Source organism: Ignatzschineria rhizosphaerae, from assembly GCF_022655595.1.
Lineage (GTDB): Bacteria > Pseudomonadota > Gammaproteobacteria > Cardiobacteriales > Wohlfahrtiimonadaceae > Ignatzschineria > Ignatzschineria rhizosphaerae.
Window position 1 is genome coordinate 647,357 of sequence record NZ_CP093379.1, and the last position, 23,664, is coordinate 671,020.

At 39.8% G+C, this 23,664-nt stretch carries 1 protein-coding gene; it reads left to right on the forward strand.

Features of this window, described 5'->3' with window-relative positions; all coding sequences use genetic code 11:
- The first annotated feature begins 21 nt into the window (after positions 1-21).
- Positions 22-23,418: an autotransporter-associated beta strand repeat-containing protein gene (locus MMG00_RS02920; protein WP_242151164.1), complete on the forward strand. Its 23,397-nt coding sequence runs from the start codon at positions 22-24 to the stop codon at positions 23,416-23,418.
- The last annotated feature ends 246 nt before the right edge of the window (positions 23,419-23,664 follow it).

Consider the following 23,664-nt stretch of genomic DNA (forward strand, 5'->3'; position numbering starts at 1 on the left):
GGATACAATGTTGGAGAATTAATGATAGATGGAGCTACTTTCAGCTCTAATAGTAGTTCATCAGGGGGCGCTATTTATACTGGGACTGGGGGGAATGCAACAATCAAAAACTCCCTGTTTGAAAGCAATTCCGCGGAATATGGAGGGGCAATTTATACAGGCGGGGGTTATTTAACGATTATAGATAGCACCTTTATTGGCAACAGCGTAAGTGGACCTGGTTATCGGGGAAATGGGGCAGCGGTTCATGTTGGAGAATATAGTGACGGGGCTAATTTAATTGTTTCTGAAGGCAATAGTTCTCTGTTTAGCGGTAATCAGGTATTCAAAGGTGAAGAGAGACCTAATAACAGCTTTTATTTAGCAAAATCAAAACTTGATATTGATGTCGCACAACGAGGCTCCTTAGTAATGCATGATCCTATATGGGGGGAAAATGCAACAATTACGAAACAAGGGGAAGGTGAGTGGAAATTAGGTGGCGTATCAACGTTTACCGGTGATAATACGGCATTTACAGTGAATGAAGGGGTTTTATCACTCTACCGTGGTAATGAGGTGCGAGATGAAAATGGGGAGTTTGTTGTCGCCGCGGGTATTGATATTGCCGGTGCAAACCCGGTATTTACTTTAGGAAGTGATAATAAACATGTCACATTAGTTGCTAATGGTGGCAATAGCATTAATGTTAAAGATGGTGCTATTAACTTTAATACAGGAAGTAGCTCTAAAGATGAGAGCCTTAACTTTGTATTTAACCCAACAGTAGTAGATAACTGGACAGAAACAGCGGAAGAAGCTTCAGTTGAAAAGGCTGTTTTAGTACTTTCTGGTGCAGTAAACTTTATTGGTGATAAGAAGATTAATGTAAGCGTTGATCTTTTGGATCTTGATAAAGGTTTTTATACACTGATCTACGCAGATACCGCAACGAATTTTGGTGATGATAAATTTGCTTATATAGGTGCTGATTATCTCTATGAAGGGAAAGCCCTCTCAAGCTTTGCTAGATCTGTAACATCTCCCTTTAGCTATAAAGATGGTAATGCGCTAATTTTTGAGATGGGAGAGGTAAAGGCCGACTATCATGGTATTGCAACCTGGACAGGAAAGGATACAACCCCTGAGTATGTGAATACTTGGAAGAACTTGTTTGGAGATAACTGGGAAACAGTGGATAGTAATGGCGGGACTTCAACAATCTTCTCTAATGAAGATTATGTGAATTTTGCGTTAACAGATGCTAGTACCCACCAAGTAAAAACAGAGGTTGATATTCAAACTTCCGGCATTTTTGTTAGTGGTGCTGCGACTTATCTCTTTGAAGGCGAAGGTTTTAACGCCTCTATTAATGACACAACCTTTAACCCAACTGAAAGCTCTGGAAAACTCATTTTAGGACATATTGCTTCAAGTAATGGTAAAGACCTGACAATCAGTGAGAAAGAATTTACGGGTGTTGTCGATATGACCGGCATTATTGGAAATAATAGCTTTGAAGGTGGTGTTGATATTTATAGCGGCACACTCAAAATTTCTGATGAAAAGCAACTTGGAACAACGCTGGATAATATTAATTTCCTAAGTGAAAATCAAGATAATCAGTCTACAATAGTAGTTTCATCGGGAGGGCATGTTGTAACTTCAGGAGACTTGAAGATTGATGCTCTTAAATTTGCCACGATATTAACAGAGGAGAAGGCATCTTTATCAATAGGGGCAATTGATAATAAAGGGACACTGCACTTACAAGGAACAGGAGCATATCTTCTTACTACCACGGGAGTAATTAAGAATGTAGCTAATTTAGTTTTAGATTATGTTCATCTGACCAATCGGATTGAGATGCCTTACTATGTTGCTAGTAATAAATCCCTTAGATTGACAAATTCTTTAGTGACGGGCGTGAGGTCTAGAAGTACGCTTTCCGGTAATGTATATTTTGACAATATGAAAGTCTCGGAATCCTTACAAGATTCTTCTGATTATACTTTTTCAATCACTAATGGCAATTTAGACATTAGAAATAGTAACTTTGTTGATAATCCTTCTAGTATGGTTGCTGCATTCGGCTCGAAATTATCTATTTCAAATTCTTTCTTTAAGGATAATGCTAAGGCTGTACTATCAAATCTCAGTTCAGGTTATGATAGCTACTTATCGATTAACAATAGCCAGTTTTTAAGCAATATCGGCGAAGATGGCGGTGCTGTTTCTCTAGAACATGATGGGGAGATATTAAATAGTCTTTTTGTTGGAAATAAGGTTTCGCAATGGGGCACGAATAATGGTGGTGCAATATATTACTATACAAGTCCTGCTAGCGAAGAAAAAGAGAGTATTTTAACAATTACTAATAGTGAGTTTAGAGATAACAGGGCGATAACTCCTAGAAACTATGTTGATGACTATGGTAGAGGCGGCGCAATATATGCAGGGGCTAAAGAGCATCTCAATATCTTTGATAGTGAATTTGATAGCAATACTGCAAGTTATGGTGGTGGTGCGATTGAGGCCGTTAAAGTCACTGTTACAAATAGTAATTTCTTAAATAATAGTGTAGAGAAATATCGATATGGGGGAGCAATTCTTGCCAATACCCTGAATTTAGTAGTAACAGAGGGTAAAAGTTCTACTTTTAGTGGTAATACAACATTAGATAGTGACGGTACAACTCGTATTAATAATGCAATTTCAGCCGCAGTAGTGAATATTGATGTGGAGCAAGGGGGATTATTAGATATTCACGATGCCATAACATCAAGTGGTCATGATGGTGATGTATTGAATGTTACGAAATCTGGCACCGGAGAGTGGAAACTAGGAGGAAATTCAGGAGATTTATATAATGCTATTGATGAAGCTTCCTTTGTTGTCAATGATGGAAAGTTATCTCTTTATGGTAAAGAGCAAATACGCGATGAGCGTGGAGAATATGTTACTGCTGGTTCAATTACTCTCTTAGGAAATAATGCGACCTTTAGTTTAGGTAGTACTGATAAACATGTGACCTTAGCGGCAAATGGACATAATAGTATTAGTGTTGAAAATGGCGTTATTAACTTTAATACTGGTAATGGTACATCTGTTGATCAGAGCCTAAATTTTGAATTTAACCCAACTCAGGATAACTGGACGGCAACGGCTGAAGATTCAAGTATCGATAAAGCGGCATTAGCACTTTATGGGGCGATTAACTTTATCGGTGATAAGAAGATCAACGTTAATGTAGATCTTTCAGATCTTGAAGAAGGTTACTACACACTCATTTACTCAGATAGTGCAACGAATTTCAGTGATGATAAATTTGCCTATATTGATACAGATTATCTCTATGAAGGTAAAGCGCTCTCCAGCTTTGGAAGAGCGATAACTTCACCCTTTAGTTATAAAGATGGTAATGCGCTTATTTTCCAAATGGGAGATATTAAGGCGGATTACCATGCAATTGCGACATGGACCGGGAAAGATACAACCCCAGAATATGTTAATGTTTGGAAAAACTTACTCGGTGAAAACTGGGAAACAGTGGATAGTAATAGCGGGACGTCAACAATCTTCTCTAATGAAGACTATGTGAATTTTGCGCTAACAGATGCTAATACTCAACAAGTGAAACTTGATGGTGATATTCAAACCTCCGGCGTTTTTGTTAGTGGCGCTGCGAGTTACCTCTTTGAAGGGGAAGGATTTCATGCATCGATTTATGAAACGACCTTCAATCCGTCTGAAAGTTCTGGAAAATTAGTTCTTGGGCAAAAAATAAGTAGTGATCAGAAAGATCTGAAGATTACGGATGAACAATTTACAGGCATGGTAGATCTTACTGGTACTAATATAAATAGTTTTGCCGGTGGAATTGATATCTATGGTGGTATTTTGCGCGTAGCTTCGAATAACCAACTAGGCGTTGCTTACGATAAGCTTAATTTCTTAAGTGAGAACCAAGATAATAAATCTACATTAGTAGTTGCATCCGGTGGTGAAATTGAAGGTTATGATGAGTTAACCATTAAGAATGGTAAATTTGCAAAAATCTTAACCGAAGAAAATGCGATACTAAAACTAGGCTTTGTCAATAATGATGGTTCACTTGAACTATTAGGCCAAGAAAATGGGAATATTCTCTTACAAGGCGGTTTGTATAACGAAGGCTCGGTAGTATTTGATCATGTATTACTGACGGGAAGAATAGACTCAGGAAAGAAGTTTGAGGAACAATCATATAGAATCACTAATTCCGTAATAACTGGTGGTCGTGGTGAAAATCCTCGTTACTTAGATGGATCTGCTTATTTAGAAAATACACTAGTAAAAGATAATAAAAATGAGGGAGATATTATTAGTGTTTCGAATGGGGATCTAAAGATTATTGGTGGTGAGTTTGTTGATAATGATTATGAGTGGACTGACGCTGGCTTAGGGCTTTCAAATGTAACTGCTGATATTGATGGCACAAAATTTATAAATAATGGTACAACTCTTCACTCGATAGGTGGTGCAATTAGTGCTTGGGGGAAAGGATATTTATCTATTAATGATGCTGAATTTATTAATAATAACGCCAGAGGTGGAGCTGCGATTTACCTCGAACATGATGGAGACATTGTAAATACTATTTTTGAAGGGAATAAAGCCGGTGATCGAGAAGGTCATGGTGGTGCTATTTATTTCGATGGGCGCTCTGGTGATACTAAGTTAGTCATTAGAGGGGGGCATTTTAAGAACAATGAAGCAATAACAGATGTTAATTATTCTGGCTATGGTGTTGGTGGAGCAATTAACGTTGTATCTGGGGTATTAGACATCTCTAATGTTGATTTTGAGGGAAATAGATCAACTTGGGGTGGGGGTGCTATAGATGCCCGTAATGTTACTATTACCGATAGCAATTTTATTAACAACAGCGTAGAGAAATATTATTTAGGTGGCGCAATTAATGCCGATCTAGTTAATTTGCAAGTCAGTGAAGGTGAAATATCCCGTTTTAGCGGTAACACTGTTTTTGATATTGATACACAAGCAGTAGTTAGTAATGCTATCTCTGCATCGGTAGTCAATATTAATATCGATAAAGATGGCTTGTTGGATATGCATGATCCAATACATTCTAACCAGAGTTTTAGAGAGTCATTAAAAGTTGTTAAGGATGGGGCTGGTGAATGGAAGTTAGGTGGGGCAACTGGTAATTTTATCTTCAGTAATGAAAATGCCTCCTTTGTTGTTAATGATGGAAAACTCACACTCTATGGAAAAGAAGAGCTGCGCGATGAACGTGGAGAATATGTTACGGCAGGATCAATTACCCTTTTAGGGGATAATGCAACCTTTAGTCTAGGTAGTACTGGCAAACATGTGACCTTAGCGGCAAATGGACATAACAGTATTAGTGCTGAGAATGGCGTTATTAACTTTAATGCCGGTAAAACAGCAGATGAGAGCCTGACTTTTGAGTTTAAGCCAACCGAAGATAACTGGACAGCAGATGTTGAGTCGGCAACGATGGATAATGCCGCATTAAAATTATATGGTGCGGTTAATTTTGGTGATAATGCTAATAACCGTATCGGGGTTAGTGTTGATTTAAAAGATCTTGATAAAGGTTTTTATACGCTGATCTATTCAGATACTGCAACGAATTTCAGTGATAACAAATTTGCCTATATTGATACAGATTATCTCTATGAAGGTAAAGCGCTCTCCAGCTTTGGAAGAGCGGTAACCTCCCCCTTTAGTTATAAAGATGGGAATGCGCTTATTTTCCAAATGGGGGATATTAAGGCGGATTACCATGCAATTGCGACATGGACTGGGAAAGATACAACCCCCGAATATGTTAATGTTTGGAAAAACTTACTCGGTGAAAACTGGGAAACAGTGGATAGTAATGGCGGGACGTCAACAATCTTCTCTAATGAAGACTATGTGAATTTTGCGCTAACAGATGCTAATACTCAACAAGTGAAACTTGAGGGTGATATTCAAACCTCCGGCATTTTTGTTAGTGGCGCTGCGACTTACCTCTTTGAAGGCGAAGGTTTTAACGCCTCTATTAATGACACAACCTTTAACCCAAGTGAAAGCTCTGGAAAACTCGTTTTAGGTCAGAAAATTACCAGTAATGGTCAAGATTTAAGTTTCACTCCTGATACAGAATTTACAGGCATTGTAGATATGACAAATATCACAAGTGCTAATAGATTTGAGGGTGGTGTTGATGTCCATGGTGGTACGCTTAAGATCTCGCATGAAGATCAGCTTGGAACAACTCTTGATAAACTCTCTTTAATGGGAACAGCGCAAAATCAAGCAATATTATCAGTCGGTGATGGGGATGTTACATTCTCAGATTCATCCTTAGAGATTGCGAAAGATCATTTTGCAGAAATTCGTACTGAAAATAATGCAAAATTAACGTTTGCCCCTAATGATACGGGACCTTTTGCCATTTTAAATAAAGGGACGCTGGTGATTGCAGGAGATGGTGATGATGGGCGTATTACCTTTACCTCTGAGAATCTAAGCTCTCATATTAATACTTGGGCGATATATGATACTCATAAATTATCTTTATCTTCAGCACATATGATAGGTGCGGGAGTGGGTAGTTCTCATGGGTTATTATTGCAAGAAGGAAGCGAAGATACCTATATTAAAGATAGCATTTTTGAAGGATATAGAATCGCTGTCGGCGCTGCGGTAAATAGTAATTCAGTCAAGATAGAGGATTCGATATTTAGAGATAACTATCATTATGGTTTTGAATTCTTTAGTGGTAAAAATGGCGCAACATTATCGGTAAAAGATAGCTTATTTGTAGATAATGGTGGTTCTTCAAGCTCAGCTGGTCGTGCTATTCATGGAAACAGTAAATTATTAACGGTTGAAAATACACGTTTTATTAATAATAAAAGCGGCGCATTATCAGCAGGTCAAGAGACACATATTCATAACTCACTCTTTAGTGGTAATAAAGCAGATTATGGTGCTGCTATTCGTTTTTATGACAATAAACAACATTTTTTAACTATTACAGGCAGTACATTTGATGGCAATATGGCATCTATTTCAGGTGGCGCTATCTATAGCATAGATAATAATCTTGTTATTACAGATACTAATTTCACTAAAAATACGTCTAGCAATCAGGGCGGCGCCATTTATTTTGCTGGCGATGAAACTGTTAAACTGGCTTTAAATGTTCAAGATGAAACAATGGTCTTTAGTGGTAATACAAATGCTGAAGGAAGTAATAGTATTTATATTGATCATGGTGTATTAGATATCAATGTTAATAAAGGCTTATCACTTGACATGCATGATCCTATTAAAGGAATTCGTGCTGAAATCGTTAAAAAAGGTGAAGGTGAATGGAAGCTTGGTGGTGATATTAACTTTACAGGGGATAATACTTATCTAGCTGTAGATGATGGAAAGCTTACTCTTTATGGCAAAGAGCAAGCGCGTGATGTCAATTATCAAGATATTGTGTCAGGATCGATCACTCTAACCGGTGATAGTTCTGTATTTAGTATCGGCAGTGGTGATACTCATGTGACTTTAGCGGCTAATGGTCATAATCGTATCGATGTTGAGAAAGGTTTCATTAACTTTAATACCGGTAGTAGTACTTTTGCAGATCAAAGTCTGAATTTTGAATTTAGCCCAACTCAAGATAACTGGACGGCAACCGCTGAAGATTCAAGCATCGATAAAGCGGCATTAGCGCTTTATGGGGCGATTAACTTTATTGGTGATAAGAAGATTAACGTTAATGTTGATCTCTCAGACCTTGAAGAAGGGTATTACACATTAGTCTATTCAGATACCGCAACGAATTTCAGTGATGACAAATTTGCCTACGTTAGTGCAGATTATCTCTATGAAGGAGAATCACTTGCAGATTTAGGAAGAGCTGTAAATTCACCATTTAGTTATAAAGATGGCAATGCTTTAATCTTTAAATTTGGCGGATTAATTGCCGAGGCGCAAGGTATTGCAACATGGACAGGCGAAGATACGACATCTGGTAATGTGAATGTTTGGAATAATCTCTCTGCAAAAAACTGGGATACAATTGATAGTAATGGTAAAAAATCTCAGATTTTCTCAGATAAAGATTATGTAAACTTTGCCTTAGCAGGAAGCGATGAGCATCAAGTAAAAATTACAGAAGATGTTCAAACCTCCGGCGTATATATCAGTGGTGCGGCAACTTATCTCTTTGATGGAGATAGTTTCCATGCGTCAGTAAACGACACTACCTTTAATCCAACGAAGAGCGCCGGTAAACTCGTATTAGGTCAAAAAATTGCGAGTAATGGCAAGAAAGATTTAAGTTTAGCGCCAGATACTGAGTTTACAGGTATCGTGGATATGACAAGCCTTACAGGTGCAAATAGCTTTGAAGGTGGCGTTGATATTCATGGTGGTACGCTCAAGATCTCTGATGCGAAGCAACTTGGAACAACCCTTGATAAACTCTCCTTAATGGGAACAGCGCAAAATCAAGCAACGCTCCTTGCTAGTGATAGAGTCGTCTTTGATGGTAATGAGAAGCTCACGGTTAAAGCAGGTGATTATGCAATATTAGATGCTAGTAATGGTGGTTCCTTATTATTTACGAATCATACTAATGGCGTTATTGATAATAGTGGGAACTTAGTTATCAAAGGTAGTGAGTTTAGTAACAATATTGGTCGTGTTATTGGCTCATCAACTTCATTAACAATTGAAGATGCGTTATTTGTTAATAATGATACTAATGGTGGTAGTGCGCCATCTCAAAGCATGATTGGTGTTTCTAAAGGTAATATTACTATTAGAAACTCGACCTTTAAAGACAGCACCCAAAGAGCATTTAGTTTAGATATCGGGGCTGGAGAGGTCATTGTTGAGAACTCAGTATTTGAGAACTTAAGAGTCGAAACCAATAATGCCGGAGCGATTGATATTTACGATGCAAAATCTGCGCTTATTTCAGATAGTACATTTATCAATAACTCAACAACACACAATGGTGGCGCGTTAGCATTTGTTGTTTATTCTACGGATAGTGCTGATGCTAAAGTATTTAAAAATAATACCTTTATTCAAAATAGAGCAAGTGGTGAAGGTGGTGCTATCTATGGATATCGTCACTATACAGTTGCAGCGGATGAAGGGGAAACAACGCTTTTCTCAGGAAACTTAAGAGCTGACAACGGTACTTCAGGGATTGCAAACTCACTTTCATCTAGTGGTCGGAATGTTCAACTAATAGCTGACGGCACGATTGATATGCGTGATCCGATGTATCGATTAAGTACTGTTACTAAATCAGGTAAAGGCATTTGGAAGTTAGGAGGAAATAACGAACTTCTAACGAATGTTAAAGTTGAAGAGGGTGAGTTATATCTCTATCGTGCTGGTGAGGTTGATAATAGTAATATTTACGAAAATGTAGATGTTGCCGCAGGACAAATTCATGTTTCAACTAATTTCACCTTAGGGTCAGATGGTAACGAGACAACATTAACCGTCGGTGGTGGTAATACTATTAGTGCCGGTAATAATATAGTCTTAAATGCCGGTGGTGATAATGGGCAGACAACAATTGCATTTAACTTATCACAAGATAACCACACGGCTGATTATGCGGCGATTGATACCGAAAGTTCAGCGGCTTTAAATATTTCAGCAAATAATATTACCTTAGAAGGACAAGGGGTTAATAATCAAGATATTACGTTAGATATCTTAAATCAGCGCTCAGACCTTAATGCCGGTTTCTACACCTTACTTCATAGCCAAAATGGCTTAGGTGCAGATCTCTTTGCGACTTCTATTGCCGATATTAATCAACAAAATGATGATCGTTTCAATACGCTCTATTTAGCGCAAACGGATAAGGCTGTGATTTTAGAGAAAGATGTTCTCTATAATGCGGTGGCAAATTGGACAGGCGCTGAAACGCTCTGGAATGAGAAGGGCGCGTTTGATGCAACGGATAGTAAAGGACGTGATTGGAAGCAGTTTGCAGAAGGGGATTATGTCAACTTTGCATCACAAACGGATCAATCAATTGATCTTAATAATGTTACTGCGATTAAAACAGCAGGAATTTACTTCACAGGAGCTGCAAATTATGCGCTTAGTGGTGAAGGATTGAACGCAGAGATCTTTAATACTGATTTTGTAGGACATACCAGTACCGGCAAACTCGTATTAGGAGAAAGTGTTGCTAATAATGCTGGTAATATCGATATTGCGAAAGATCAATTCTCAGGCGTGGTTGATTTAACACAAACGACAAGCAATCATTTTGCAGGTGGCGTGGATATTTATGGTGGAACACTCAAGATCTCTCATAAAGATCAGCTTGGAACATCTCTAAATAAGTTAAATCTGGCAGGAACGGAAGATAACAGAGCACACTTAACGATAGCGGATACAGGTAATGTTCATTTTAATAATGAAACATTACAAATTGATAACAATGTCTTTGCTGTCATTGATACAGAGGGAACAGGAGAATTAATATTTACGAATAGTAATGGAACCTCTGCCATTACTAATGCGGGTAAATTAATGGTTACGGGAACAGAGAACCATCAGATTTTATTTGATGGTACAAAAAATAGTACTCATGCGATTCAAAATAATGGAGGGACCTTAACACTTAATCATACGCTATTTAAAGGAAATCCTGCGATTAGCATGGCATTTGGAATCAGCGTTAATGGAGGGAAGGCATCAGTTTCTAATAGTTCATTTAGTGAACATAATCATTATGGAGTTGCCGTATATGACGGAGCTGATGTGACGTTAACTAACGTTTCATTTGATAACGCTTATCGCCGAGCGCTTGATATCGTTAGTGGTACTGTCTCTGTGATTGATTCAGCGTTTACTGATAATGGTGTTAGACGTGTTAATAATCATGGCGGTGCAATCTATTCTTATGATCAAGTTGATATTTCTGGGCAGACACATTTCCTCAATAACGTTGCTACTCAATCAGGTGGAGCTATAGCTAATACCGGGGTAATGACAATTGATGGTGCTGTTTTTGAAAGTAATAATGCAAGTGATGGTGGTGCGGCAGTAAACTTTATTCGTGTAAGTGGCGATACTGCAAAATTAAGCATTAATAATGCTATTTTTGTAGCGAATAAGGCAACAAATTATGGTGGTGCGATTCTTAATAGAAATGATTTAACGGTTAGTAATAGTACTTTTGAAGAAAATAGCGCAAATTATGGTGGGGCAATCTCGAGCGATGAGTATTTAACATTAATCGATAGTAATTTTAGTGGTAATACTGCAACTACTAGTGGTGGTGCGATTTTATTTAAGGGTAAAGTGTTCAATCTCAAGGTTACTGAAGATAGCACCTCAACCTTTAAGGATAACTTTGCAAATGGCATTAGTAACAGCATCCATTTAACAGAAGATTCACAGCTTAACATTGATATCGCAGAACGCGGTTTACTCGATATGCGTGATGCAATGTCGGGAGATAGAGGTTCTATTGTTAAAGATGGTTTAGGCACTTGGAATCTTGCCGGCGTATCGATCTTTGCAGGTGATAACACAACCTTTACCGTAAATAACGGCACGTTATCACTTTACGGTAAAGATGCGCTTATCAACAGCAATGGTGATGTAGTAACTGCCGGAAGTATTCATTTAACAGGTGCTGATTCTCGCTTTGAGTTTGGTAGTGATGATAATGTGTCACGCTTAGTGGTCAACGGCGATAATGAGATTATTGTTAATGGTGAGATGGTGCTTAATGCCGGTGGGGATAATGGTGAGACAACATTTGCCTTTAACCTTTCACAGGATAATCACGCCTTAGATATCGCAGCAATCGATACAGAGAACTCAGCGGCGCTGAAGATTGATGCAAAAGATATTCTCTTAACGAATCAAGGAGCTGCGGCTAAAGATATTGCAGTTGAGATTGAGAATGAGCGTAAAGATCTTGATAGCGGTTTCTATACCTTATTGCATAGCCAAAATGGCTTAACCTCAGGGCTCTTTGCAAGCTCCATTCTTGAGATGAACCAGAAAAATGATGATCGTTTCGATACGCTCTATCTTCAGGAAACAACCCATGCGCTTGTGTTAGAGAAAGGCGTTCTCTACCGCGGTGTTGCAACTTGGACGGGCGATAAAGATCTCTGGATTGAAAAGGGCAGTTTTAATGTTACAGATAGTAAAGGCCGCACATGGGACCAAGTAGCAGACAATGATTATGTGATCTTTAACTTAAATAATGGGCAAAATAGCACTCAGAACGTTAATCTTGATTCTGCAACTGCAATGAATACAGCCGGTATTTATGTAGGTGGGGATCAGGAATATCAATTTATTGGCGAAGGTTTAAATGCCAATAGTGTCGATATGAGCGGTTTTGCTGGGAATGGAATGAGCCAAGGAAAACTTGTGCTTGGGCAAACTTTTGATCACTCCTTAGTGGTTCAAGATGCGCCATTTACCGGCATTGTTGATCTCACTCAAACAGTGAAAAACACGTTTGAAGGTGGCATTGATGTTTATGGTGGTACATTAAAAATCGCATCTGAGACTCAACTTGGAACAACGCTTGATAAACTTAAACTGATGGGTAAATCTGAAGATCAAGCAGCGACATTAGCTTTTGCTAATGGTCAAGGCCAAGTGCTTGAGTTTAATGACCAGACGCTTTCAATTGCTAATAACCACTTTGTGGCATTAGATATGGCAGATGGGGCGACGGTTAAATTTACTGGAACTCAAGATGCGCTCAATATTCAAGGGGGCACCTTAACGCTTAATACGGTTGCAGATTCTCTTTTAGACATTCAAAGTCAAATGAGTGGAAACAATGCAACACTTCATAAAGAAGGTTTAGGAACCTTCAAATTAGCTGGTAGCAATCAATTTACCGGCTCTTCAAATGTGAATATTCAAGAAGGAACATTTAAGCTTGCTAATAGTAGTCAACTTACGCTTACTGGGGCAGGATCTGCCTTTACCTTAGGTAAAGAAGGACAAGTAGCAACATTAGATGCGCAAGGTGAAAATAGGGTCTCTGTTGATGGCGATATCACGCTTCATTCAGGTGGCACAAATGGTCAGACAGCCCTTAAATTTAAAGTAGATGGGACGAATGCGTTATCAGAGCAAGATTTTGAATTAGATCAAAATCATAAGGCTGTATTAAATCTTGCCGGTAATCTGCAGATTACAGGGGATGGCAAGATTGATGTGAATGTGGATATTTCTGCATTAACAAATCCTCAAAAATCAGGACTCTTCTCGCTGCTTTACACCGATTCAAAAGGGGTATTAAAAGCAGACCAGTTCAATCTTGAAAATTCGATCACCATTCATGGTCGTAATGTGAAAGATATTGAGAGATTAGCGGCATTTAATCTTCTCTTTACTGATTCTGCTATGGTGCTTAATAAGGGTGAATTCTACAATGCGGTTGCAACCTGGATCGGCACTACCAATAATGAGTGGAATGCCTTTAATAATAACTGGGATACTACCGATAGCTCTGGTCAAATTTGGACCACCTTTATGCTCGATGACTTTGTGAACTTTGCAGCAACAAGTGATCAAACGATTCTGATTAAAGAGGAAGACATTAAAACAGCGGGCGCTCATTTTAGTGGTGATGCAACTTACCGCTTTGAGGGTGAAGGCTTTGCGACGCATATCGTTGATAGTAGTTTTGGATTTGAAAGTGATGGTAAATTGGTATTAGGCAGTATGCTCAATACTAATGCGATCGCAATGCCTAATGCAGACTTTACCGGCGTTGTGGATTTAACTAATACCACTCAAAATAGCTTTGAAGGGATTGATATACTTGGCGGAACCTTACGAATTGCTAATCGCGATCAGTTAGGTGTGACGCTCGATCAATTAACCTTAGCAGGCGCGAACAGTAATAATGCAGCAACCTTAGCGATTGCTGAAGGTAGTGCATTACACTTTGATGATGGCGCATTAACGATTGGTCAAGATCATATTGCAGCGATTAACCTTGAAAAACAAGCATCTGTCGATCTTGGTGTAGGTAGCGGTATTGCCGTCAACGGTGGGGCGCTTGCGCTTAATCTTGATCACAATGCGAAGCTCATTCTTGCTGAAAGTGCGGTGCTTAATGGCGGAACCTTTACACTTCATACCGATCAAGGCGCTGTTGCAACCTTTGATAATGGTATTAGTGGTCAAGGCGGTACGTTTAATAAGTCAGGGTCAGGAACGCTTAATCTTGCTGAAAATAGCACCTTTACGGGTCAAGCAGATGTTGCGTTAACTGATGGAGTGATTGATTTAGCTGCGAATAGTGCAATTAACTTAAATGGCGCAGGTTCAGAGCTTTTATTTGGTGGCGCTGGTAATGCAACACTTTTAAATATTAATGGTCACAATAGCCTTAATGTTGCTGGGGATCTTTTCCTTGCAAATGGTGGAGATCAAGGTAGTACAACGCTTCATTTTAACTTAAGCCAAGATAACCATGCGGCAACTAATGCCAATATGGATTATGCAGCATTAGCAGCGCTGAATATTAGTGCTGATGGTGTCTATCTTGTTAACCAAGAATCAAGTACGGATAGCATTCATCTGACATGGGACGCAAGTAGTGTGACAGATGCCGGTTTCTATACCTTGCTTCATAGTACAAGTAGCTTAGGTAAAGGTTTATTTAAGGATGTGATTGCGGCAACGAATAGCCAAAATCAAGATCGTTTCAATACGCTCTTCTTAGCACAAACCGATAAAGCGGTAGTACTTGAGAAAGATGTGCTTTATCACGGGATTGCGAACTGGTTAGGTCAAGGATCTGTGTGGGATGGCGCAAATAGCTTTGCAGTTGTTGATAGTAAAGGCCGCTCATGGAGTCAATTTGCAGATCAAGATTATGTAATCTTTGCACTTGCTGATGAAAGTGATAATACGATTGATCTAGGTACGGAAAGCATTAATACGGCATCGATCTTCTTGACGGGTGATAGTAGCTATCTCTTCACGAATGGCAGCCTCAATAGCAATATTATTGATGCCGGTGATTCAACCTTTGGTGTGAGTAGTCTTGGTAAGCTTGTATTAGGTCAAACAATTGATACGAATATGCAAGTAACCGACGAGACATTTAGTGGTCTTGTGGATCTTACCAATACTGATAACAATACGTTTGACGGTGGTGTCGATATCTATGGCGGTACGCTAAAAGTGGCATCAAAGGCGCAATTAGGAACAGCGCTTGATAATGTTGCATTAATGGGCAGCGATCAAAATGTCGCAACCATAGCGATTGCAGAAGGTAGTACACTTCACTTTATGGATGAGACCTTAACAGTCAATACTGGCAGTGTAGCGGCGCTTGATGTTGAGAAAGATAGCGATGTGACCTTTGAGGGCACTGGTCTCAATCAAAGCGGTATCACCGTTGATGGCGGTAAACTTGCACTCTCATTGGCGCAAGATGCGACTACCACAATTAAAGACGATAGTCAGCTTGTCATCAATAATGGTAGCTTTGCAGTGAGTAGTGCTGCAGGGGCGCTCTTTGAGATTACCAATAAAGCCAATGGTTTCACGGGCAATAATACTGATTTCAAGAAAACTGGCGAAGGTGACTTTAAACTTGCCGGCAACCACAACTTTGGCGGTGATTCGAGCTTTAATATCAATGGTGGCAAGTTTGATTTTGCTAAAGATGCAAGCCTTTCATTAGTAGGTCAAGATTCAAGCTTTACCTTTGGTGGTAACAATGTGAATAGCCTATTCCTCGTAGGCGGTAACAATGCGCTTCATGTTGGAAATGGCCTTGGCAATATCACCTTTGATGGTGGCGGCAATAACGGTAAAACAACGCTAAGCTTTAATGTGACCGATAGTAACTATATTTCGCATATCAGCGGTGCAGCAGCTGATAACGCAGCGCTTAATCTGAATGGTCAGTTTAACGCTAAGAATGGCAAGCTTAATATCGATATTGCGAGCATTAATAGTCAGCATGATTCAGGACTCTATACGTTACTGTATACCGCAAATAAGCTTGATAAGAATCTCTTTAATAGTGAGTTTACCTATCAAGGTAAGTTGATTTCTGAGATTGGCCGTTTAAGTGATCTCTCTCTTGAGTTTATCAATCACGGGATTGTTCTTAATAAAGGTGAGCTCTCTAGCGGCGTTGCTACTTGGAATGGTGGACAAGATCTCCTTTGGAACGGCACTTCAGAAAACTGGAATGTCACAGATAGTAATGGTCAAACTTGGACAACATTTGTTAATGGCGACTTTGTCAACTTTGCGGCAACTGGCAAGCAGGCGATTACGATTGTGAATCCAGTAGAAGCTGCGGCAATGTATGTGGCGGGGGATGGCATTTATAAATTCTCAGGAGATGGCATTACGACAGAATCTGTAACGACCACGTTCTATCCACAAAACCCATTAGGTTTAAGTAGTGGTAAGCTGGTATTAGGCGGGCTCATTGGTACTGATTTAGTGGTGCAGGGTCAAGCCTTTAGTGGCGTTGTGGATCTCACTGGTACTTTGAAAAATGACTTCCAAGGTGGCGTTGATATCTATGGTGGTACTTTACGTATCGCAACAAAAGATCAATTAGGCACAAGTTTAGATCAGCTCTTATTGGCTGGTGTTGCAAATAATGCCGCAACACTGCAAGTGAAAGAGGATAGTCAATTAACCTTCACTAATGAGACATTAACGATTGAGAAAGACCATGTTGCAGCGCTTGATTTAGAAGATGGCGCTAATGTGACGATCAATAGTAATGGTAACTTAGGAGAAGGCATCTCGATTAATGGTGGTGCATTAGCTCTCAATACCGGCATTGGTGCAGTTTTTGAGATACAAAATGCACTTAATGGATTGGATGCAAGCTTTAATAAAACAGGTTCAGGAACGCTCAAACTTCATGGGGATAATCACTTTGAAGGACAATCAGATGTTGCGATCTTAGAAGGAACCTTAAACCTTGCAGGTCAGGCGAATATTGTGCTTGATGGTCAAGGCTCGAGAAAAGCAGGACAAAATACGAAGCTTGTTTTAGGGGGGCATAACACCTTAAGAACAGCAGATCTCCATCTTAACAATAGTGCAGAGACCACCTTTACCTTTACCGTGACAAAAGATAACTACTCACTCGATATGAATGGTGTGGGCAGTAGCCTTGCGATCCTCAATATCGATGCGCAGAACATTATCTTGAGTAATAGTGGGGTTCAAAGTGGTATTGAGGTTGATCTCTTAAATAGCCTTACCGATCTTAAAGCACTTGATCAAGGTTACTATACGCTGCTTTCTAGTACGGCAAGTTTAGTAGATGGGCTCTTTGATACCAATATTAAAGGTCATACGAATACCAATCGTTTTGAAACGCTCTTCTTAGCACAAGATGATCACAACCTCGTCTTAGAGAAAGATATCGTCTATCACGGTATCGCAAACTGGGTGGGGGGCGATGCTTGGGCAAATGGTAATGGTACCAATGGTGCGAGCAACTGGTCTGTGACAGACAGTAAGGGCCGTACTTGGAATGAGATTGCTGCCAATGATTATGTCATCTTCGGCTTAACCAATGCACCAACACAAACGATCGCTTTAGATGGTCAAACAGCGGTTGAAAGCGCGGGGATTTTCTTTAAAGGCGATGGTACTTATCTCTTTAGTGGTCAAGGACTCCATACCAATAAAGTGCTAGCGAAAGATTCAAGCTTTGGCGTAGATAGTGATGGGAAGTTTGTTTTAGGCGGCTCAATTGATGCATCTATGAATATCACAGATGCGACATTTACCGGCACTGTGGATTTAACACAAACTGTGAAGAATATCTTTGCAGGTGGTGTTGATATCAATGGTGGTACGCTTCGTATTGCTAATAGCGATCAATTAGGCACAAGCCTTAATGATCTCGCTTTAAATGGAACTGCGGATAATGTGGCGACTTTACAAGTGGCAGAAAAAGGCGCCTTAAACCTTAAAGATCAAGGTTTCACGCTTGATAATGGCGCGTATGGTGCACTTAATCTTGAGAAAGAAGCCGTTGTGTCCTTATCTGGTCAAGGGAATGCAATTGAGCTTAATGGCGGACATTTCACCCTCAATACAGCGGCAGGAGCGGTGCTTGATATTCAAAATCAGATGTCAGGTCAAGGCGATGTAAGCTTTACTAAACAAGGGGAAGGAACCTTTAAACTTGCTGGCGATAATCAGTTTACTGGCAAAACAGACTTTAATGTCTTAGAAGGGACGTTCCATTTAGCGGAAAACGCGAACATCAGCTTAAGTGGTCAAGATTCAAGCTTTACCTTTGGTAGTAAGGGGAAAGATAGTACCTTACTAGTCGGGGGGAATAATATACTTGATGTCAATGGCAACTTAATCTTCCAAGGTGGTGGAGATCAAGGTAGTACGACAATGAGCTTTAATGTCACTGATGCCAACTACATCGATAAGTTAACTCAAGCAGGTGTAGGTAACGCTGCATTAACCGTTGGGAAAATCACGGTAGAAGATGGGCCGATTAAGATTGATATTGCGAACTTAACAAGTGCGCATGATAGTGGTCTTTATACGCTCATCTACACCACGGATCTCTTTAAAGCAGGAGACTTTAACCTTAAAGATCCATTAACGTATCAAGGTAAAAATATTACCGATATTGCAAGATTAAAAGATCTCTCATTAATCATGCAAGAGGACTCGATTGTTCTTAATAAAGGAAAACTCTACACTGGTATTGCGACATGGACGCATTCATCAAGCTTGATGGGTGTTTGGGATACGACTACTGAAAACTGGCAGGTAACAGATAGTAGCGGTCAGACGTGGAACACTTTCATGTCGAGTGACTTTGTGAACTTTGGCTCTACTAAAGATCAGAAGATCCGTATTGCAAATCATATCTCGGCAGGCGATGTCTTATTTAAAGGCGATGCTACTTATCTCTTTACAGGTCAAGGCTTTGATACAAAAGTAATTGTCTCAACCTTTGAGCCAGCGAAAGTCAGTAGTGGTAAATTGATCTTAGGTCAAGAGATTCGCTTTGATGGCAAAGATCTCTCGATTCACGATATGGCATTTAGTGGTGTGATCGATTTAACCGGCACACAGAAAAACAGCTTTGAAGGCGGTATTGATATCTATGGCGGAACCCTGCGTGTGGCAAGCAATGCACAGTTAGGAGCTGATTTAGATCAGATTACGCTTCAAGGAACAGCTGATAATGTGGCAACGATTGCAGTTGCGGAAGATTCAAGCTTAGCATTTGAAGATCAAACCCTCACGATCGGTCAAGATCATGTGGTAGCGATTAATCTTGAGAAAGATGCAAAAGTCACAATCTCAGAGAGTCAAAATACCGGTCAAAAAGGATTAGACCTTACAGGTGGTGCTTTAACACTCAATACAGCAGCAGGCGCTCTCTTTAACCTACAAAATGGGTTAACAGGGGATGCTGCAACACTTGATAAAGTAGGTAGTGGTACCTTTAAATTAGGCGGAAATAGTACTTTAACAGGTACTTCAGATATCGCGATTTTAGAAGGGACTTTTGACCTTGCAAAAGATGGTCAGTTAGTCCTTGAAGGCGCTGATTCAAGCTTTACTTTAGGTAGTGAAGGTCATAGCACCACATTGCTCGCTAATGGTGGTAACACGATTAGCGTAAATGGTGATGTGATCATTAATACTGGTAAAGCAATTGATAAGGAGAATAACCCGAATAAAGATCCGCTTACAAATACCTCTTTGAGCTTTAATGTTACTGATGATAACTACATTAAAGCGCTTGCGGACGCGAGTGCGGATAATGCAGTCCTTCACTTAGGTGGCGCCTTGAAGATTGAAGGGGAGAATCAGGTCAATGTGAATATTAATAGTTTAAACAGTGACCATACTGAAGGGCTCTATTCACTCCTTTATACGGCAAGTAAGCTTGATGCGAATCAGTTTAGTTTGCAGCATAACTTAACCTATCAAGGTCGAGATGTCGCATCGATTGATCGTTTGAAACATATCACGTTAATCGTGGATGAACAGGCGATTGTTCTTGATAAAGGTACGATCTATACCGGTATTACCACTTGGAATGAAAATGCCGAGGAGAATAAAGGTGAGTGGGATTCTATTACTGAAAACTGGACATCAGTAGATAGTAATGGTCAAACTTGGAAAACCTTTATCAACGGCGATATTGTCAACTTTGCTTCAGAGAAGAGTCAGACGGTTCAATTAAAAGAAGCGATTGAAACAGCAGATATCTTTGTCAGTGGTCGTGCGAACTACACCTTTAGAGGTGAAGGTATCACGATTAAGAAGATTGCGACAACTTTCGATCCAACGAGCACAAGCCAAGGTAAACTGGTTCTCGGTCAGATCATGAATGATGACTTTACGATTGGTGGTCAAAGTGAGCAGATTACCTATAGTGGCCGAGTGGATTTAACCAACACAGTGAAAAATAGCTTTGAAGGCGGTATCGATCTCTATGGCGGGACGGTGAGAGTTTCTACGAAAGAGCAATTAGGAACAACGCTTGATCAAGTAAACTTCTTATCAGAGAGCAATAGTGGCGTTGCTACCCTTGCGGTGAAGTCTGATAGCCAAATGGCATTTATGGATGAAGTATTGACGGTTGCAAATGGTAAAACAGGTCGATTACAACTTGAGCGTAATGCAAAAGTGACTTTTGGTAGTGAGGCAAGTAGCATAACACCACAAGTGGCTGGCATTGTCGTGAACGATGGCGCATTAACCCTTAATACAGCAACCGGTGCAATCTTAGAGATGCAAAACCAGTTAACGGGTAGTGGGGATGTGACGTTGAGTAAGATTGGTTCAGGAACCTTGAGTTTAACGCAAGATACGACCTTTACAGGTAGTACTCGAGTGAATGTTCAAGAGGGAATGGTTGATCTTGGTAAAGATGCTGACTTTAAACTCTTAGGTAAAGATTCAAGCTTTACTTTAGGAAGTACAGGTCGTCATACTCAGTTACATTTAGGTGGTAATAATACGCTCGATGTTGAGGGGGATATCACGCTTAACACGGGTGGCAAAAATGGAAGTACGATGCTCTCCTTTGATGTGACAGGCGATAATCGCTTTGAGATCGATAAGGGCGAGATGGCAACAGCTGATAATGCAGTACTCAATATTAATGCAACAGGAGCGCTTAAAACCTCTAGCGATGGCGCAATTACGATTGATGTGGCATCTTTAACACCTAATAGAGATGGGCTTTATACGCTGCTTTATACAGATCATCTATTAGATGCTGATAAGTTTAATGCGACTTTAAGTTATAAAGGGCGTTCAACGGCAAATATTGATCGACTTAACCCATTATCAGTTGAGTTCAATGAGCACTCAATTGTCTTAAATCAAGGCGTGATCTTCTCAGGAGAGGCAACATGGACTGGATTAGTGGCAGAGAAAAATGGCACTTTAATCTGGGATGTTGAGAAGAAAAACTGGGATGTGACAGACAGTACTGGTAAGAAGTGGGAGACGTTCTTTGATGGTGATAAGGTGACCTTTGGAGATAATCCTGGTAAAGATCAGGCAATTAAAGTCTCTGCTAATGGTACCAAGCATCTTGTTGAGACGATGAGCGTTAATAGCCAATATGATTATCGCTTTGAAGGGGATCAGATTGAGATTGAAAATGGGCTGACTAAAGAAGGATCAGGTAGCTTAATCTTTAATAACTCAGTGCTTGGTAATATGCTCCTTAATAACGGATCGTTAGTGTTAGGGGGTAGTAAAACGGCGATTGATGTTACAGGCGATATCACAGCAAATAAAGGAACGCTTTCTGGAAATGCGAAGATTAAAGGAGATGTCACGTTAGGTGATGGGGCAACATTATCACCAGGTAATGGCACACAACCTAGCAGTAATGCCTTTGGTACCTTAACGGCTAATAGCTTTAACTTTAAATCAGGCTCAACCTATCAAGTAGATGCTAATGAAAAAGGTAATAGCGATAAGATTGTTGCTACAAGTAGTCATGGTGGTAGCGGCATGGTATCGATTGATAAAGACGTTAATATGTCTGTTCGTGCCGGCGCTGGTTTATGGCACGATGGTCAATCAGTAGTTGTTATTGAGGCAGATAAAGGGGTTGAGGGAAGTTTTGATAAACTCACAACGAATCTTGATTTCTTAAATGCCTCTTTAGATTATAGCGAGAAGGATAAAGTTACTTTAAATCTTGAACGTAATGATACTCGCTTTGATAGTGTCGGCTTAACTTATAATACTCGCTCTGTAGCGGGAGCTTTAGATGGGTTAGGAAATGATCACGCAGTCGTTCGTGCCTTCCAAGGCATGAGCTTTGCAGAAGCTGCAAGATCATTTGATAATATCAGTGGTGAGATTTATGCTTCAACACAAAAAGCCCTCTTCCAAAGTAGTCGCTTTATCGGTCAGAAGATGAAAGGACGTTTAACTCTTCGTGAAGGTGAAGCGTTTAGAGGTACACCAGAGAGAGCGGCACAAGATGCCTTCTGGATGCAGGCATTAGGCTACGATGGCACCATTAAAGGTGATGGCAATGCGGCGAAGATGGAGCGTAAAGGATCGGGCTTACTGATCGGCTACGACAAAGTGATCTCCACAGATCATAACTTCACTTTAGGCTTTGCTGGTGGCTATGAAGATATGAAGCTAAAAGTTAAAGATACTCGTAGCAGTGAGGGTAAGGTGAAAGCAATGCACTTTATGATCTATGCGGGTACTCAATTAGGAGATAGTGGTTTTGATCTTAAAGGGGGCTTTAACTATAGTTACTTACGCTTTAATGCTAATCGCAGTGTGAATATCAATTCGATTGCAGGACAGCTCAAATCGAAATATAGAGGTCATCAATATCAAGCTTTTGTAGAGGTGAGTAGACTATTCACATTCTCTGAGTTTGATAATATGGAGATGATGCCTTATATCGGTATGTCTCATACGGAAGTGAAGTCTAACGGCTTTAGAGAGTCTGGAGGCTTAGCAGCATTAGAGGCAAAAGCGCAAAGTAATAGCCAATCGAATGCGGTATTAGGGGTTCGTAATAACTGGTTCTTTGGTGAAGACAATGCTTACTCGATCTCAACAGATCTTGGTTGGCAGTATGATTTTGGACATAAATTCCAAGATTATGACTTAAGCTTTGTGGATACTGGTCGTGCCTTTAATGTTCGCTCGACCACAAGTAGCCGTAGCAGTGCTTTAGTAGGCGTGGGCTTTACTGGTCAAAAAGATAACCTTGAGTTTAATGTGGGTTATCAAGGACAGTTTGGTAGCAAGCTTCAAGAGCATTCGATTAATGCGAATCTGATCTGGAAATTAAAAGGAAAAGAGCGCGAGAAGATCGATACGGGATTAGAAGTCGATCCTTTAGGTTTCTAATCGATTAGCTAGAGAAAAAAGTGTGCCTTAATTAATAAGGTACACGATGAAAAGCCCCGAAGCTTAATAGGCTTCGGGGCTTTTGTTTTTGAATAATCACCATATTGAGAAATTTTTTTAAAAAGGCCAGTAATCAATGACAAAGGAATATCGTGATCGATTAGATCAAGATATGGCTAAAGCGTTCTCTATGATTTTCTTTTATAGTGAAATCGGTTCAAAAGAAGCTAACTCAAATGCCGGTAT